The 19,693-nt window shown below is 73.1% G+C and carries 2 protein-coding genes (1 of these 2 only partly in view); both read left to right on the forward strand.

What is annotated here, in order from left to right; genetic code table 11:
* Nucleotides 1-8,773 carry the 3' portion of an SDR family NAD(P)-dependent oxidoreductase gene (locus tag RM788_RS38745; RefSeq protein WP_399341411.1) on the forward strand. 6,245 nt of this gene lie to the left of the window's left edge, so the window shows 8,773 of its 15,018 coding nt (coding positions 6,246-15,018); the start codon falls outside the window, past its left edge; its stop codon occupies nt 8,771-8,773.
* 2 nt (nt 8,774-8,775) lie between these two features.
* Nucleotides 8,776-19,602 carry an SDR family NAD(P)-dependent oxidoreductase gene (locus RM788_RS38750; RefSeq protein ID WP_315934868.1) on the forward strand — a complete coding sequence of 3,609 codons (10,827 nt, stop codon included), beginning with the start codon at nt 8,776-8,778 and terminating at the stop codon, nt 19,600-19,602.
* The last annotated feature ends 91 nt before the right edge of the window (nt 19,603-19,693 follow it).

Genomic DNA, 19,693 nt, shown 5'->3' on the forward strand with positions numbered 1-19,693 from the left:
CGGCACCAACGCCCACGTGATCATCGAACAAGCTCCCGAGCTTGTCGTGGGGACCAGCCGGGTCGAAGACGTCCCGCGACCGCTGGTGCTCTCGGCCCGCACGTCCGCGGCCCTGCGCGGCCAGGCGCTCGCGCTCGCCGCGCACCTCGAGGCGCACCCCGAACTGGACCTGCTGGACGTCGGACACTCGCTGCTCACCACCCGCTCGGCCCACGAGCACCGCGCCGTCGTGGTCGGCGACCGCGAGCAGGTCCTCCGCGACCTCGCCGCGCTCGGCCGCGCCGACTCGACCGCCACCGGCAAGGGCAAGACCGCGTTCCTGTTCACCGGCCAGGGTTCCCAGCGACTCGGCATGGGCCGGGAGCTGTACGACTCGGTGCCGGTGTTCGCCCGCGCGTTCGACGAGGTGCGCGCGCACTTCGACCTGCCGTTGCGCGACGTCGTGTTCGGCACCGACGCCACCGCGCTCGACCAGACCGCCGTCACGCAGCCCGCGCTGTTCGCGCTGGAGGTGGCGCTGTTCCGCACCCTGGAGCACTGGGGGACGACCCCGGACTTCCTGGCGGGCCACTCGATCGGCGAGATCGCCGCCGCGCAAGTCGCCGGGGTGCTGTCCCTGGCCGACGCCGCCGTGCTGGTGGAGGCGCGCGGCCGGTTGATGCAGGCCCTGCCGACCGGCGGTGCCATGGTCGCGTTGCAGGCCGCGGAAGACGAGGTCACCCCCCATCTCACCGACATGGTGTCGCTGGCCGCGGTCAACGGACCCAACTCCGTCGTGGTCGCCGGTGCCGAAGACGCGGTGGCGCAGGTGGTCGAGCGGTTCGCCGACCGGAAGTCCAAGCGCCTCACCGTGTCGCACGCGTTCCACTCGCCGCTGATGGACCCGATGCTCGACGACTTCCGCGCGGTCGTGGCGAAGCTGACCTTCCACGAGCCGAAGATCCCGCTGCCGGGCGACGTCACCGACCCCGAGTACTGGGTCCGCCACGTCCGCGGCACCGTCCGCTTCGCCGATGCCGTGAAGACCTTGGAAGCGCAGGGCGTGCGGACGTTCGTCGAACTCGGCCCGGACGCCGTGCTCACCGCGATGGCCGACGTGCCCGTCTTCCCGGTGCTGCGCAAGGACCGCTCGGAGCTCACCACCCTGTTCGCCGCGGTCGGTCAGGCCTACGCGGCCGGTGCGCACGTCGACTGGGCGCGGCTGCTCAACGGCGGCCGCCGGGTCGACCTGCCCACCTACGCCTTCCAGCGCTCGCACTACTGGCCCACCGCGGGCGCGGCCCACGGCGACGTGACCTCGGTCGGCCTCGGCGACGCGGACCACCCGCTGCTCGGCGCGGCCGTCGCGCTGCCCGAGGGCCAGCTGTTCACCGCCCGGCTCTCGGTCACCACGCACCCGTGGCTGGCCGACCACGTCGTGGCGGGCACGGCCCTGGTGCCCGGCACCGCGTTCGTCGAGATGGCGCTCCGCGCGGGCGCCGAGGTCGGCTGCGACCTGCTGGAGGAACTGACCCTCGAAGCCCCGCTCGCCCTGCACGGCGCCGTGCAGCTCCGCCTCGCGCTCGGCGAGCCCGACGAGGACGGCCGCACCGCGCTGACCGTGCACTCGCGGCCCGAGGGCGACGACGAGCCGTGGGTCCGGCACGCCACCGGCTCCCTGCTGCCGCAGGCGCCGATGGCGGCGTTCACCCTGGCCGAGTGGCCGCCCGCGGGCACCGAGCCGGTCGCGGTGGACGAGGTCTACCCCTCGCTCGCCGCCGCCGGACTGGAGTACGGCCCGGCTTTCCAAGGCCTGCGCGCCGCGTGGCGCCGTGGTGACGACGTGTTCGCCGAGGTCGCGTTGGACGTGCCCGCGAACCGCTTCGGCCTGCACCCGGCCCTGTTCGACGCCGTGCTGCACGCGCTGTCCCTCGGAGCCGCGTCGGGCAAGACCAGGCTTCCTTTTGCATGGCGAGGTGTCTCGTTGCACGCAGTCGGTGCCGAGACACTCCGAGTTCGGATGTCCCCGGCCGGTAGCGACGGCGTCGCGCTGGAGATCGCCGACGGCACCGGCGCGCCGGTCGCCTCCGTCGACTCGCTGGTGCTGCGGGAGTTCACGCCCGACCAGCTCGGCACGTCCTCGGTGGCGCGTTCGCTGTTCCAGGTCGAGTGGACCCCGGTCACCGGCACCGGGCCGATCGACGCGGTGCGCGCGGAGATGACCGCCGACTCCGTCTCCGGCGCGGTGCACGAGGCCCTGGCCTCGATCCGCGCCTGGCTCGCCGAGGACCACACCGAACGGCTGGTCTTCGTCACCGAGAACGCCGTGTCGGTCTCCGGTGAGGGCGTGACCGACCTGGCCGGTGCCGCCGTGCGCGGCCTGGTGCGGTCGGCGCAGTCCGAGCACCCGGACCGGTTCGTGCTGCTCGACACCGACGGCTCGGTCGACATGGCCACCGCGGTCGCGTCCGGCGAACCCGAGATCGCCGCACGTGGCGGCGTCGTGCTCGCCCCGCGCCTGGCCCGCGCCACGCCCACCGCGGACACCCGCCTGGAGTTCCGCGGCACGGTGCTGGTCACCGGCGCCACCGGCAGCCTGGGCGCGGTCTTCGCCAAGCACCTGGTGACCTCCTACGGCGTCCGCAGCCTGCTCCTCACCTCCCGCCAGGGCCCGGACGCGCCGGGCGCGGCGGAACTCCACGACGAGCTGCTCGCGCTTGGCGCCTCGGTCGAACTCGTCGCCTGCGACGTCGCCGACCGCGCCGCGCTGAAGGCGCTGCTGCACGACCGCGCGGTCACCGCCGTCGTGCACACCGCCGGTGTGCTGGACGACGCCACGATCACCTCGCTCACCCCCGCGCAGGTCGACAAGGTGCTGCGCCCCAAGGTGGACGCCGCGCTCAACCTGCACGAGCTGACCTCGGACCTGTCCGCGTTCGTCGTCTTCTCCTCGGCGGCGGGCACGTTCGGCAACGCGGGACAGGGCAACTACGCCGCCGCCAACGCCTACCTGGACGCACTCGTGCAGCACCGCGCCGCCCAGGGGCAGCCCGCGCTGTCGCTGGCGTGGGGCCTGTGGGAGGACACCGGCGGCATGACCGGTGACGCCGACCGGCTCAGCCGCGGCGGCGTGACCGCGCTGTCCCAGGCCGAAGGCGTGGCGCTGTTCGACCTCGCCGCCTCGACCGGCAACCCCGTCGTCGTCCCGATGCACCTCAACACCGCCGCCCTCGCGGGTTCAGCGGTCGCCCCGCTGCTGCGCGGTCTGGTCCGCTCCACCCGCCGCACCGCTGCCACCGCGGGTGACTCCGGGTTGCTGGGCAGGCTCGCCGGGCTGACCGCCGCCGCGCAGGACGAGTTGCTGCTGGACCTGGTGCGCGGCCAGGCCGCCGACGTCCTCGGCTACGCCGGGGCGCAGGACGTGGACGCCGAGCGCTCATTCCGCGAGCTGGGCTTCGACTCGCTGACCGCCGTCGAGCTGCGCAACCGGCTCACCGCCGACACCGGCCTGCGGCTGCCCGCGACGCTGGTCTTCGACTACCCGTCCCCGGCCGCGCTGGTCGAGCACCTGCGCGCCGAACTGGGCGGCACGGCCGCCGCGGTGACCGGCCCGGTGGCCGTCACCGCCACCGACGACGAGCCGATCGCCATCGTCGGCATCGGCTGCCGGTTCCCCGGCGGTGTCACCAGCCCCGAGGACCTGTGGGCGCTGCTGGAGGACGGCCGCGACGCCGTGGGCGGCTTCCCGACCGACCGCGGCTGGGACGTCGAGAACCTGTACCACCCGGACCCCGACCACCAGGGCACGTCCTACTCCCGCGAGGGCGGCTTCCTCTACGGCGCGGCCGAGTTCGACCCGGCGTTCTTCGGGATCAACCCGAAGGAAGCGCTCGCCATGGACCCGCAGCAGCGCCTGCTGCTCCAGACGTCCTGGGAGGCGTTCGAACGGGCCGGGATCGACCCGGCCTCGTTGCGCGGCAGCCGGACCGGCGTGTTCGCCGGGGTGATGTACCACGACTACGCCTCACGGTTGCGGTCCGTGCCGGACGGCATCGAGGGTTACCTCGGCACCGGCAGCTCGGGCAGCGTCATCTCCGGCCGCGTGTCCTACACCTTCGGCCTGGAGGGCCCGGCGGTCACCGTCGACACCGCGTGCTCCTCGTCGTTGGTGGCACTGCACCTCGCGGTCCAGGCGCTGCGGTCCGGTGAGTGCTCGCTGGCACTGGCCGGCGGTGTCACGGTGATGGCGACGCCCGGCACGTTCATCGGCTTCAGCCGCCAGCGCGGCCTGGCCGCCGACGGCCGTTGCAAGGCGTTCTCCGCCGACGCCGACGGCACCGGCTGGGGTGAAGGCGCGGGCATGCTGCTCGTCGAACGCCTCTCCGACGCCCGCGCCAACGGCCACCCGGTGCTCGCCGTCGTGCGCGGCTCCGCCATCAACCAGGACGGCGCCTCGAACGGCCTCACCGCTCCCAACGGTCCGTCGCAGCAACGGGTCATCCGCCAGGCCCTCGCCAACGCCGGACTGTCCACTTCGGACATCGACGCGGTCGAGGCGCACGGCACCGGCACCTCGCTGGGCGATCCGATCGAGGCGCAGGCCCTGCTCGCCACCTACGGCCAGGACCGCGCGACCCCGCTGCTGCTCGGTTCCGTCAAGTCCAACCTCGGCCACACCCAGGCCGCCGCCGGTGTCGCGGGCATCATCAAGATGGTCATGGCACTGCGCCACGGCGTGCTGCCGAAGACGCTGCACGTCGGCGAGCCCTCGCCGCACGTCGACTGGACCGCCGGTGCCGTCGAGCTGCTGACCGAGCAGACCCCGTGGCCGACGGGCGACCGCCCGCGCCGCGCCGCCATCTCCTCGTTCGGCATCAGCGGCACCAACGCCCACACCATCATCGAGCAGGCGCCCGAAGCCGCGAACAGCGGCTTCGGAAACTCTGATTCTTCCCGGCTTGTCGTTGAGAACAGCCACGGTGACGACATCGCGTTGCCGTGGGTGGTGTCCGCCAAGACCGCGGTGGCCCTCCAGGCGCAGACCGACAAGCTGCGCGAACACCTGACCGACCACCCGGACCTGCGCCCGCTCGACGTCGCGTTCTCGCTGGCCACCACCCGGTCCGCGTTCGAGCACCGCGCGGTGCTGGTCGACGGCGAAGTCGTCGCCACCGGCTCGACCGGCGGCAAGCTCGCGGTCCTGTTCACCGGCCAGGGTTCGCAGCGGCTCGGCATGGGCCGTGAGCTGTACGACCGGTTCCCGGTGTTCGCCGCCGTGTTCGACGCGGTGTGCGCCGAGTTGGACGTGCCGGTGCAGGAGGTCGTGTTCGGCATCGACGCCAAGGCGCTCGACGAGACCGGCACCACCCAGCCCGCCCTGTTCGCCCTGGAAGTGGCGCTGTACCGCCTCTTCGAGCACTGGGGCGTGAAGCCCGACTACCTGGCGGGTCATTCCATCGGCGAGATCGCCGCCGCCCACGTGGCCGGTGTCCTGTCCCTGACCGACGCCGCCAAGCTGGTCTCCGCTCGCGGTCGCCTCATGCAGGCCCTGCCGACCGGTGGCGCGATGGTCGCGTTGCAGGCCACCGAGGACGAGGTCACGTCCCACCTCACCGCCGAGGTCTCGATCGCGGCGATCAACGGCCCGAACGCGATCGTCATCGCCGGCGTCGAAGAGGCCGTGCGGGCGGTGGTCGACGCGTTCCCGGACCGGAAGGCCAAGCGCCTTCCCGTCTCGCACGCCTTCCACTCGCCGCTGATGGACCCGATGCTGGACGACTTCCGCGCCGTGGTCTCGACTCTGAAGTTCAGCGAGCCGACGATCGCGCTGCTCGGCGAGGTGACCGACCCGGAGTACTGGGTCCGCCACGTCCGCGAGGCGGTCCGGTTCGCCGACACCGTCACCACGCTGGAAACCCACGGCGTGAAGACGTTCCTGGAGCTGGGCCCGGACGGCACGCTTTCCGCGATGGGTGCCGAGTCCGCCGTGAACGCGGTACTGGTCCCGGTGCTCCGCAAGGACCGTCCCGAGACCAAGACCCTGTTCCACGCCCTCGGCGCGGTCCACAGCCGTGGCGTGAAGGTCGACTGGACGGCGTTCTTCGCGGGCACCGACGCCCGCCGCGTCGACCTGCCCACCTACGCCTTCACCGACGAGCGCTACTGGCTCGACGAGGGCTCGGCTCCTGTCGGCCAGGACCTCGCCCCGAGCGGCCACCCGCTGCTCGGCGGGGGCATCGACCTGCCGGGCTCCGACGGCCACCTGTTCACCACCCGCCTCACCCGCGACGGCCTGCCGTGGCTGGCCGATCACGCGGTGGGCGGCACGGTCCTGCTGCCCGGCACGGCGTTCGTCGAGCTGGCCGTCCGCGCGGGCGACGAGGTCGGCTGCCCGGTCGTCGAGGAGCTGACCCTGGCCGCGCCGCTGGTCCTGCCGGAGCACGGCGGCGTGCGGGTGCAGGTCGTGGTCGGCGGTCCGGACGCCGAGGAGCGCCGGAGCTTCACCGTCCACTCGCGACTCGACGACGAGCCGTGGACCCGGCACGCCACCGGCACGCTCGCCACCGCGGGCGCTCCGGCGGTCGGCGGCCTGGACGTGTGGCCTCCGGTCGACGCGATGCCCGTTCCCGTGGACGGCCTGTACGAGGGGTTCGCGGCCATCGGCCTTGAGTACGGCCCGGCGTTCCAGGGTGTGAAAGCGGCCTGGCGGCGTGATGACGAGGTGTTCGCGGAAATCTCCATCCACGACGACACCGCCGGTGAGTACGCCCTGCACCCGGCACTGCTGGACGCCTCGCTGCACGCGGTCGGCCTCGGGGATTTCTTCGAGAACACCGGCCAGGCCCGGCTCCCGTTCGCCTGGACCGGTGTCCGGGTGCACGCCGTCGGCGCCTCCGCGCTGCGGGTCCGGATGGCCAAGGCGGGCACCGACGCGGTGACCCTGGAGATCGCCGACCCGACCGGCGCGCCGGTCGCCTCGGTCGAGTCCCTGGTGCTGCGCCCCCTGGCGGTCGACCAGCTCGGCGGCGGCTTCGTCCGCTCGCTGTTCCGGGTCGACTGGACGCCGGTCACCGCGCCCGCGTCGACCACGACCCGCTGGGCGGTGCTCGGCTCGGACGACCTGAAGTTGGCCCAGGCACTGGACATCCCGGTGCACTCCGCGCTCGCCGAGGTCGGCGACGTGGACGCGCTGCTCGTCTCGTCGGTGCCCGACCTGAGCGTCGGCGGCGGACTCGCGGGCGCCACCAGGGCCGGGGTCGGTCGGATGCTCGACCTGGCCAAGGAGTGGATCGCCGAGGACCGGGACGCGCGGCTGGTCGTGGTGACCGGCGGCGACCTGGCCGGTGCCGCCGTGCACGGCCTGCTCCGCTCGGCCCAGGCCGAGAACCCGGACCGGTTCGTGCTGGTGGAACTGGACGACCACGAGGACTCGGTGCGCGCACTCGGCGCCGCGCTGGCCACCGGCGAGCCGCGGATCGTGATCCGCGAGGGCGCGCTGCTGGTGCCCAGGCTGGTCAGGGTGCCCGCCGTCGAGCCGACCCGGCCGGAGTTCCGCGAGGGCGGCTCGGTCCTGCTCACCGGCGCGACCGGCGCACTCGGTGCGCTGTTCGCCAAGCACCTGGTCACGTCCTACGGCGTCACCGACCTCCTGCTCACCAGCAGGCGCGGCCTGGACGCCCCCGGTGCCCCGGAGTTGCGCGACGAGCTGACCGCACTCGGTGCCACCGCACAGGTCGTGGCGTGCGACGTCGCGGACCGGGACGCGCTCAAGGCCCTGCTGGACGCCCACCCGGTGACCTCGGTGGTGCACGCGGCGGGTGTGCTGGACGACGGCGTCCTCACCTCGCTCACCCCCGAGCGGCTGGAGAAGGTGCTGCGGCCCAAGGTCGACGCCGCGCTGAACCTGCACGAGCTGACCGGCGACCTGGACGCGTTCGTCCTGTTCTCCTCGGCGGCGGGCACGTTCGGCAACCCCGGCCAGGCGAACTACGCGGCAGCCAACGCCTTCCTCGACGCGCTCGCCGACCACCGGCACGCGCAGGGCCGGCCCGCGCTGTCGCTGGGCTGGGGCCTGTGGGAGGACACCGGCGGCATGACGGCCGACTCCGCGAGGCTCGGCACGGCACTGTCCGAAGTGGAGGGTCTGGCGCTGTTCGACACCGCGCTGGCCGGTCCGGACGCGGCTGTCGTGCCGATGCACCTGGACACCACGGCGCTGGGCGACCGGGTGCCCGCCCTGCTCAGCGGGCTCGTCCGCAGGCAGGCGCGCCGCGCCTCCGCCGAGGTCGCGCCGCAGGAGTCGCTGGGCAAGAAGATCGCCGGGCTCTCCGACGGCGACCGGGACCAGGTGCTGCTGGACGTGGTGCGCTCGCACGTCGCGAGCGCGCTCGGCCTGCCCGGTCCGGACTCCGTCGACGAGCACCGCACGTTCCAGGAGATGGGCTTCGACTCGCTCAGCGCCGTGGAACTGCGCAACGGACTGAACGCCGCGACCGGGCTGAAGCTGCCCGCGACGCTGGTGTTCGACTACCCGACCCCGGCCGCGCTGGTGGACCAGCTGCGGATCGAGGTCGTGCCCGACACACCCGCCGGAGCGCCGCTCTCGCTGGGTGACCTCGATCGACTGTCCGCCGAACTCATCGAACTGGGCCGGGACGAGGCCGCGCGCGCGCGGATCACCGAACGGTTGCAAGCGGTACTGGCCGGACTGGCGGCGCCGGAATCCGAGAACGCGGATCTGGACGCGGCCACCGACGACGAACTCTTCGACCTGCTCGACCAGGAGCTGATGTGACGATGGACAACGAGGAGAAGCTGCGCGATTACCTCAAGCGCGCGACCGCGGACCTGCGCACGGTCCGCAAGCGCTTGAAGGAAGTCGAGGACGCCGACCACGAGCCCATCGCCATCATCGGGATGAGCTGCCGGTACCCCGGCGGTGTCAAGAGCCCGGAAGACCTGTGGGACCTGGTCACCGGCCAGCGGGACGCGATCTCCCCGCTGCCGACCGACCGCGGCTGGGACATCGAGGGCCTGTTCGGCGACGACCCCGAGGCCACCAACCAGAGCTACGTCGCCAAGGGCGGTTTCCTCTACGACGCCGCCGAGTTCGACCCGGCGTTCTTCGGGATCTCGCCCCGCGAGGCGCTGGCGATGGACCCGCAGCAGCGGTTGTTGCTGGAGACGTCGTGGGAGGCGTTCGAACGCGCGGGCATCGACCCGGTGTCGGTCAAGGGCAGCAAGACCGGTGTCTACGCCGGTGTCATGTACCACGACTACTCGACCGGCCTGACCGAGATCCCGGAGGAGATCGGCGGCTACCTCAGCACCGGCACCGCGGGCAGCGTCGCGTCCGGCCGCGTCGCCTACACCCTCGGTCTCGAAGGCCCGGCCGTCACGATCGACACCGCGTGCTCCTCCTCGCTCGTCGCGCTGCACTGGGCGATCCAGGCCCTGCGCAAGGGCGAGTGCACGCTCGCGCTGGCCGGTGGTGTCACGGTGATGGCGACGCCCGGCACGTTCATCGAGTTCTCCCGCCAGAAGGGCCTCGCGGGCGACGGCCGCTGCAAGGCGTTCGCCGCCGCCGCGGACGGCACCGGCTGGGGCGAGGGCGCGGGCATGCTGCTCGTCGAGCGGCTGTCCGAGGCCCAGCGCCTCGGCCACCCGGTCCTGGCGGTCATCAGGGGTTCCGCGATCAACCAGGACGGGGCCTCGAACGGCCTCACCGCTCCCAACGGCCCGTCGCAGCGCCGGGTGATCCAGCAGGCGCTGACCGACGCGGGCCTGACCACCCGCCAGGTCGACCTCGTCGAGGCGCACGGCACCGGCACCAAGCTCGGCGACCCGATCGAGGCGCAAGCCCTGCTGGCCACCTACGGGCAGGACCGCCCGGAGCCGTTGCGGCTCGGCTCGATCAAGTCGAACTTCGGCCACACGCAGGCCGCCGCCGGCGTCGCCGGGATCATCAAGATGGTCATGGCCGTGCGCCACGGGGTCATGCCGAAGACGCTGCACGTCGACGAGCCGTCCCCGCACATCGACTGGTCCGCGGGCGCCGTCGAACTGCTCACCGAGGAACGCGCCTGGCCCGAGACCGGCGAACCCCGCCGCGCGGCCGTGTCGTCGTTCGGCTTCAGCGGCACCAACGCGCACACGATCATCGAGCAGGCTGCCCCCGAAGCCGCGAACAGCGGCTTCGGGAGTTCTGATCTTTCCCGGTTTGTCGTGGGGGCACTTGGCAAGGTGTCCACCGGTGTACTGCCGTGGGTGCTGTCGGCTCGTGGGGAGACCGCGCTACGAGCCCAGGCCTCCCAACTCCGAGACCACCTCGCCGCCGACCCGGCCGCGTCCGTCGCCGACCTCGGCTACTCGCTCGCCACCACCCGCTCCCGCTTCCCCCACCGCGCCGTGCTGATCGGCCGCGAGCGCGCCGACTTCGCCCTCGACGCGCTCGCCGACGGCGAGGTCAGCGCCGACGTGGTCGAGGGCATCGCGGATATCCGCGGCAAGGTCGCCTTCGTCTTCCCCGGCCAGGGCTCGCAGTGGGTCGGCATGGCCCTGGAGCTGCTGGACGACAACGAGGTCTTCCGCACCCGCATGGCGGAGTGCGAGCGGGCCCTGTCGTCCTATGTGGACTGGTCGCTCATCGACGTGCTCCGCGAGGTCGACGGCGCTCCCGGCTTCGACCGGGTGGATGTCGTCCAACCGGCTCTGTGGGCCGTGATGGTGTCCCTGGCCCAGGTCTGGCGCTCCTACGGCGTCACGCCCGCCGCCGTCGTCGGCAGTTCGCAGGGCGAGATCGCCGCCGCGTGCGTCGCGGGCGCGCTGTCGCTCGACGACGCCGCCCGCGTCGTGGCGCTGCGCAGCCAGGCGCTCGGCGCCCTGTCCGGCCTCGGCGGGATGGTGTCCGTCGCGCTGCCGTCCGCGAAGGCCCGCGAGCTGCTGACCCGCTGGGAGGGCAAGCTCTCCGTCGCGACCGTCAACGGCCCGCGCGCCACCGTCGTCTCCGGCGACAACGACGCGCTCGACGAGCTGGTCGCCACCTGCGAGGCCGACGGCGTGCGCGCCAAGCGGATCGCCGTGGACTACGCCTCGCACTCCGCGCACGTCGAGATCATCCGCGACCGGCTGGCCGAACTGCTCGCGCCGGTCACCCCGATGGCGGGCGAGATCCCGTTCTACTCCACCGTCACCGGCAAGCCGGTAGACGGCACCGAGCTGGGCCCCGACTACTGGTACACGAACCTGCGCCAGACCGCCGAGTTCGAACTGGGCGTGCGCGCGCTGGTCGAGCGCGGCCACCGGTTCTTCCTGGAGATGAGCCCGCACCCGGTGCTGGCCATGGGCGTGCAGGACATCGTCGACGACATGGGCACCGAGGCCGTCGTCATCGGCTCGCTGCGCCGCGGCGAAGGCGGCCCGACCCGGCTGCTCACCTCGTTGGCGCAGGCCCACGTCCGCGGTCTCGCCCTGGACTGGGACGCCGTGTTCGCCGGGACCGGCGCCCGCGCGGTCGAACTGCCCACCTACCCGTTCCAGCGCCAGTCCTTCTGGCTCGACACCACCGGTTCCGGCTACGGTGACGTGACATCGGCCGGTCTCACCGTCACCGACCACGCGCTGCTCGGCGCGGCGGTCGCGCTGCCCGACTCGGCCGGTTACCTGTTCACCGGCAGGCTGTCCCAGCGCACCCACCCGTGGCTGACCGACCACCGCGTGTCCGACGCGGTCCTGCTGCCCGGCACGGCGTTCGTCGAATTGGCGATCCGCGCGGGCGACCAGGTCGGCTGCGGTGTCGTGGACGAGCTGACGCTGGAAGCCCCGCTCGTGCTGGGTGACACCACCGCCGTCGTGGTGCGGGTCGTCCTGGAAGCCCCGGACGAGACCGGCCTGCGCGGGGTCGCGGTCTACTCCCGGATCGAGTTCGCGGACGACGACGAGCCGTGGACCCGGCACGCCACCGGCACGATGGCGGCCGACGGGGGAGCGGTGTCCGCCGACCTCACCACGTGGCCGCCGCCCGGCGCAGAGGCGGTCGACACCAGCGGGCTGTACGACGGGCTCGCCGCCATCGGCCTCGGCTACGGCCCGACCTTCCGCGGCCTGCGTGCCGCGTGGCGCTCCGGCGACGACGTGTTCGCCGAGGTCGCACTGCCCGAAGGTGCGAAGGTGGCGGGCTTCGGCCTGCACCCCGCCCTGCTCGACGCGGCCCTGCACGCCGTCGGCCTCGGCTCGTTCATCGAGGTCACCGACACGCCGTGGCTGCCCTTCACCTGGACCGGCACGCGGCTCGACGCCTCGGGCGCGACCGCGCTGCGGGTCCGGATCTCCCCGGTCGGCGCCGGTTCGGTGTCGATCGCTGTCGCCGACGAGACAGGTCGGCCCGTCGCCTCCGTCGAGGAACTGGTGCTGCGCCCCGTTTCCCGGCAAGCCACCGCCGGACCCACCACGGGCCGGTCGCTGTTCCGGGTCGACTGGCAGGTCCTGCCGCTCGACGCCGTCGAGACCCCACTGGAAGAGGTGCCCGATGTTGATGTGGTTTCCCTTGCGCTCCCAGAGGCTGACGCAGGCTCCGTTCACGCAGCCGTTCACTCCGTCCTCGCGCAGGCGCAGGACTGCCTTGCCGGTGAATCCCGTCTTGTCCTCCTCACCGGCGGCGGCGACGCCCGTGCGGCTGCGGCCGTCCGAGGCCTGATCCGTTCGGCCCAGACCGAGAACCCCGACCGGTTCGTCCTGGTCGACTCCGACGGGACCGGGGCGTCCACGCGGATGCTGACCGCCGCCGTCGATTCCGGTGAGCCGGAACTGGAGCTGCGCGACGGTGTCGTGCGCGTTCCGCGCCTGACCCGTGCGGCTGTGTCCACTGTGGACGAGCACGCGTTCCGCGCTGACGGCCGGGTCCTGCTCACCGGAGCCACCGGGGTGCTGGGCGCGCTGCTGGCCCGGCACCTGGTGACCGAGCACGGCGTCCGCGACCTGGTGCTGACGAGCAGGCGGGGAATCGACGCCCCTGGTGCCGCCGAGCTGCGCGCCGAGCTGACCGCGTTCGGTGCCACGGTGGTCGTCGCGGCGTGCGACGCGGCCGACCGCGACGCCCTGGCCGCGCTGTTGGCCGAGCACCCGGTGACCTCCGTCGTGCACACCGCCGGTGTGCTGGACGACGGCGTGCTGTCGTCGCTCACGCCCGACCGGCTGGACACCGTGCTGCGGCCCAAGGTCGACGCCGTCCTCAACCTGGACGAGCTGGCCGGGGACGTCGACAACTTCATCCTCTTCTCGTCGGCGGCGGGGACGTTCGGCAACGCGGGCCAGGCCAACTACGCCGCAGCCAACGCGTTCGTCGACGCCTTCGCCCGCCACCGCCGCGCCCAGGGCAAGCCCGCGCTCTCGCTGGCCTGGGGCCTGTGGGAGCAGGCGAGCGACATGACCGGCGAGATGGCCGACACCGACCGCGGCCGGGTGTCCGGCGGCATCGGCGGTCTCACCTCGGACGAGGGCCTCGCGCTGTTCGACGCCACGCTGGCGTCAACGGAGCCGGTGCTCGTCGCGATGCACCTGGACACCGCGGCCCTGCGCGGCGCCGGTGCCGCGGTCCCGCCGCTGCTGCGCGGGTTCACCCGCGCGGCCGGCAGGCGCACCGCGTCCGCCGCCGACCAGGCCGCCGCTTCGGGGCTGGCGCAGAAGCTCGGCGCGCTGCCGGTGCCCGAGCAGCTCAAGGTGCTGCTCGACCTGGTCCGCACCCACGTGACCGCGGTGCTCGGCTTCTCGTCCACCGACACCGTGGACACCTCGAAGGCGTTCCGGGAGCTGGGGTTCGACTCGCTGACCGCGGTCGAGTTGCGGAACCGGGTCAACGCCGCCACCGGCCTCAAGCTGCCCGCCACGCTCGTCTTCGACTACCCGACCACCGACGTCCTCGCCGAGTACCTGCGCGGCAAGCTCGTCGGCGGGAGCGCGGCCGTGAACGCGGTCCGCGCCGCCGGTTCCGACAGCGACGACCGCATCGCCATCGTCGCCATGAGCTGCCGCTTCCCCGGAGGCGTCACGAGCCCGGATGACCTGTGGGACCTCCTGGCGGAAGGCCGGGACGCCATCGGGGGCTTCCCGACCGACCGGGGCTGGAACATCGACTACCTCACGCAGGCCAGCAACGCCGCCGAAGGTGGTTTCCTCTACGACGCCAGCGAGTTCGACCCGGCGTTCTTCGGCATCAACCCGCGCGAAGCCCTCGCCATGGACCCGCAGCAGCGACTGCTGCTGGAAACCTCCTGGGAGGCCGTCGAACGGGCGGGCATCGACCCGACCTCGTTGCGGGGCAGCCAGACCGGCGTGTTCGCCGGGATGATGTACCACGACTACGGCACCCGGCTGACCGCGATCCCCGAGGAGGTCGGCGGCTACTTCGGCACCGGCACCGCGGGCAGCGTCGCGTCCGGCCGCATCGCCTACACCCTCGGTCTGGAGGGCCCGGCGGTCACGGTCGACACGGCGTGCTCGTCCTCGTTGGTGGCACTGCACCTCGCCGTGCAGGCGCTGAAGTCCGGCGAGTGCTCGCTGGCGCTGGCCGGTGGTGTCACGGTGATGGCGACCCCCGGCACGTTCGTCGAGTTCAGCACCCAGGGCGCGATGGCCCCCGACTCGCGCTGCAAGCCCTTCGCCGCCGGCGCCGACGGGTCGAGCTGGGGTGAGGGCGCGGGCATGCTGGTGATCGAGCGGCTGGCCGACGCCCGCGCCAACGGCCACCCGGTGCTCGCGATCCTGCGCGGCACGGCGGTGAACCAGGACGGTGCCTCGAACGGCCTCACCGCCCCGAACGGCCCGTCGCAGCAACGCGTCATCCGGCAGGCGCTGGCCAACTCCGGTCTGTCCACTTCGGACGTGGACGCGGTCGAGGCGCACGGCACCGGCACCAAGCTCGGCGACCCCATCGAGGCGCAGGCCCTGCTGGAGACCTACGGCCAGAACCGGTCGACGCCGGTCCTGCTGGGCGCGGTGAAGTCGAACCTCGGCCACACCCAGGCCGCCGCCGGTGTCGCCGGCGTGATCAAGATGGTCATGGCCATGAGGCACGGCGTGATGCCGAAGACGCTGCACGTCGACGCGCCATCACCGCACGTCGACTGGACGTCCGGCTCGGTCGAGCTGGTCACCGATCCCACCCCGTGGCCCGACCACGGCCGGGTGCGCCGCTCCGCGGTGTCGTCCTTCGGCATCAGCGGCACCAACGCGCACGTCGTGCTGGAGCAAGCCGACGAGCCCGAGGTGACCGACGAGCCCGGCGGGTGGTCGACGCTGCCGTGGCTGCTGTCCGGCAAGACCCCGGAGGCGCTGCGCGGCCAGGCCGCGAAGCTCAAGGCCCACCTGGCCGCGAACCCCGACGTACGGCCGATCGACGTGGCGTTCTCACTCGCCACCAGCCGCACGCTGCTCGACCACCGCACCGCACTGGTCGCGGCCGACCACGACGAACTCCTGACCGCCCTGGACAACCCCGCCGGCGGTACCCCCGCAACCGGGCAGCTCGCGTTCCTGTTCACCGGTCAGGGCAGTCAGCGTGCCGGGATGGGCCGTGAGCTGCACGTCGCGTACCCGGTGTTCGCGAAGGCGTTCGACGAGGTGACCGCGCTGGTGGACGTGCGGCACACGCAGGAGGAGCTGGACCGCACCGAGTTCACCCAGCCCGCGATCTTCGCGCTGGAAGTGGCGTTGTACCGGCTGGTCGAGTCGTGGGGCGTGAAGCCCGACTACCTGGCAGGCCACTCCATCGGCGAGATCGCCGCAGCCCACGTGGCCGGTGTGCTGTCACTCGAAGACGCCGCCACGCTGGTCAACGCCCGGGCCCGCCTGATGCAGGCCCTCCCTGCCGGTGGTGCGATGGTCGCGTTGCAGGCCACCGAGGAAGAGGTCACTCCCCACCTCACCGCCGAAGTCTCCATCGCCGCCATCAACGGACCCAAGGCGATCGTGCTCGCGGGCGAGGAATCCGCTGTCGCGCAGGTCGTCGAGAAGTTCGCCGACCGGAAGTCCAAGCGCCTCGCCGTCTCGCACGCGTTCCACTCGCCGCTGATGGACCCGATGCTGGACGACTTCCGTTCGGTCGTCGGCACGTTGACCTTCCACCAGCCCCGGATCGGGCTGCTCGGCGACGTGACGAACCCGGAGTACTGGGTAGCCCACGTCCGGAACACCGTCCGTTTCCATGACGCCGTTCAGATCCTCGAACAGCGCGGTGTGACCAAGTTCCTGGAGTTGGGCCCGGACGGCGTGCTGGCCGCGATGGCCGAGGTTCCGGTCATCCCGTCGCTGCGCAAGGACCGCGACGAGGTCCGCTCGCTGGTCACCGCCGTCGCCGCCCTGCACACCCGCGGCGTGCGGGTCGACTGGACCGCGTTCTTCCCCGGCGCGAAGACGGTCGACCTGCCCACCTACGCGTTCCAGCGCGAGCGCTACTGGCTGGAGTCGCCCGCGGGCTCCGACGACGGCACGGCTGTCGGCCTCGGCCTCGGGGCAGGCAACCACCCGCTGCTCGGCGCGGAGGTCTCGCTGCCCGAGTCCGGCGCGCTGGTGTTCAGCGGCAGGCTCGCGCTGGACACCCACCCGTGGCTGGCCGACCACGCCGTGTCCGGCACGGTCCTGCTGCCCGGCACCGCGTTCGTCGAGCTGGCGATCCAGGCCGGGGCGCAGGCCGACTGCGACCTGCTGGAGGAGCTGACCCTCGAAGCCCCGCTGGTGCTCCCCGAGCACGGCGGCGTGGCGCTGCGGGTCATGGTGGGGGAGGAGGAGTCGGGTCGGCGCACGCTGACCGTGTTCTCCCGCACCGCCTCCGACGGCCCGTGGACCCGGCACGCGACCGGCACCCTCGGCACGTCCGACGGCACGGCCCCCGACGACCTGGCCGCGTGGCCGCCCACCGGTGCCGAGCCGGTCGCGGTCGACGGCCTGTACGACGACTTCGCCGCGCTGGGCCTGGAGTACGGCCCGGTGTTCCAGGGCCTCAAGTCCGCGTGGCGCCACGGCGACGACGTGTTCGCCGAGGTCGCGCTGGACGCCGACGCCACCGCCTTCGGCCTGCACCCGGCCCTGCTCGACGCCGCGCTGCACGCCATCCGGTTCGGCGACTTCCTCTCCGACGGCGGGGGCACCCGGCTCCCGTTCTCCTTCGGCGGCGTCCGGCTGCACGCGGTCGGCGCGGGGGAGCTGCGGGTCCGGATGTCCGGCGCGGGCACCGACACCGTGTCGCTGCTGGTTGCCGACGCGACCGGTGCGCCGGTCGCGTCCGTGGACTCCCTGGTGCTGCGCCCGGTCGCGCTCGCCCCGGCCGCGACCGACTCCCTGTTCCACGTCGAGTGGGTGCCGGTTACGGCGGCCGCGCGCACCGACGGGTTCGTGGTGGTCGAGGTGTCCGGCACGGTCTCCGAGGCCGTCCACGCCGCGCTGGCGACCGTTCGCGAGCACGCCGAGTCCGACGCCACCGTGGTGTTCGCGACCCGCGGCGCGGTCGCGGTCCGGCCCGGCGACGACGTGCCCGACCTGGCCGGTGCCGCCGTGCGCGGCCTGGTGCGGTCGGCGCAGGCCGAGCACCCCGGCCGGTTCGTGCTCGTGGACCTGCCCGAGGGCGCCGAGGTCGTCATCGTCGCGGACGAGCCGGAGATCGCCGTCCGCGACGGAGCGGTGTTCGCGCCGAGACTGACCCGCACGGTGTCCGATGTGGACGGCGAGCCGATCTTCAAAACGGACGGCAAGGTCCTGGTGACCGGCGCGTCCGGCGGCCTCGGGTCGCTGTTCGCCCGCCACCTCGTCACCGAGCACGGTGTCACCGACCTGCTGCTGGCCAGCAGGCGCGGTGCTGACGCCCCCGGTGCCGCGGAGCTGCACGCCGAGCTCGTCGGGCTCGGCGCGAAGGTGGAGTTCGCGGCCTGCGACGTCGCCGACCGCGCCGCCGTGGCCGATCTGCTGGCCGCGCACCCGGTCAAGGTCGTGGTGCACACCGCCGGTGTGCTGGACGACTCGACGATCGGCTCCATGACCGCCGAGCAGGTCGACCGGGTGCTGCGCCCCAAGGTGGACGCGGTCGCGAACCTGCACGAGCTGGCCGGTGACCTGGACGCGTTCGTGGTGTTCTCCTCGGCCGCGGGCACGTTCGGCACGCCCGGCCAGGGCAACTACGCCGCGGCCAACGCCTACCTCGACGCCGTGGCGCAGCAGCGCAGGGCGCGCGGGCTGGCCGGTCTGTCGCTGGCCTGGGGCCTGTGGGACGACCTCGGCGGCATGACCGCCGACCAGGACCGCCTGAAGCGGTCCGGCGTGGCCGCACTGGGTGTCGCCGAAGGCCTGGCGCTGTTCGACCGCGCCGCCCGCGGCCCGCACGCGGTCGCCGTGCCGATGAGGCTCGACACCGCCGGACTGCGCGGTGCCGGACCGGAGCTGCCGGCGCTGCTGCGCGGTTTCGCCCGCACCACGACCCGGCGCGCGGCGGCGGCCGACGTCCGGCTGGATCTGCGTGGTCTCTCCACGCAGGACAGGGCCAAGGCGTTGCTGGACGCGGTCCTGGCGCACACCGCCGCGGTGCTGGGCTACGGCGCCAGGAAGGTCGAGCCGGACCGGCAGTTCGTGGAGCTGGGCTTCGACTCGCTCACCTCCGTGGAGCTGCGCAACGTGCTGAACGCGGTCACCGGCCTGCGGCTGCCGCCGACGCTGCTGTTCGACCACCCGACCCCGGCGCTGGTCGCCGAGCACCTCGGCCGCGAGGTCGACGTCCCCGCCGACCAGGTGGCCGGCGCGGCCCCGGCGGGCACGCTGGGCCTGATGTCCAAGCAGGCGGGCGCGTCCGGCCGCGGCGAGGACTTCATGGGGCTGCTGATGGCGGTCTCGGAGTTCCGGCCGTCGTTCACCGGTCCCGAGGACCTGCCCGAGCCGCTGCACACCGTCCGGCTCGCCAAGGGCGACGCGGGCCCCGGCCTGATCTGCTTCCCGCCGATCCTGGCCAACTCCGGTGCCCAGGTCTACGCCCGGTTCGCGGCGTCCCTGCGCGACGAGCGCGACGTGTCCGTTGTGTCCACGCCGGGCTTCCTGCGCGGCGAGCTGGTGCCGGCGTCGGTCGACGCCATCGTGCGGGCCCAGGCGCAGGCGGTGCTCGACCACGCGGAGGGCAAGCCGTTCGTGCTGGTCGGCCACTCCTCGGGCGGCACGCTCGCCCACGGCGTCGCAGCGCACCTGGAGGGTCTCGGCACCCCCGCCGCGGCCTTGGTGCTCATGGACATCTTCCGCCACGACCGGGAAGCCCTGTCCCGCGTGCACCCCGAGGTCGTCGGCGGCGCCGGGTCCACTCAGGACGCCGAGGACGACGCGCTGGTGGACGACCAGCGGCTCACCGCCATGGGCGCCTACTGCCGCGTCCACGCGGGCTGGCAGCCCACCCCCATCAGCACCCCCACCCTGCTCGTCCGCGCGTCGGAACCGTTGCCGGGCACGGATCCCGCCGCAGAGTGGCGGTCCACATGGGACTTCGAGCACGCCGTGCTCGACGCTCCTGGCACCCACTTCTCGATGATGCGGGAGCACGCGGGCACGACTGCCGAGGCCGTGCACGGGTGGCTGGTGGAGAACTTCCCCGAACAGGGGTGAACAGGGGGTGCGGGACGCCGCCTGCGTCCCGCACCATCTTTTCATGCACCCGGTGGAATACCCGTTACCCGACGCGCGTGGAGGTTGTGCG

It is taken from the genome of Umezawaea sp. Da 62-37, from assembly GCF_032460545.1.
GTDB lineage: Bacteria > Actinomycetota > Actinomycetes > Mycobacteriales > Pseudonocardiaceae > Umezawaea.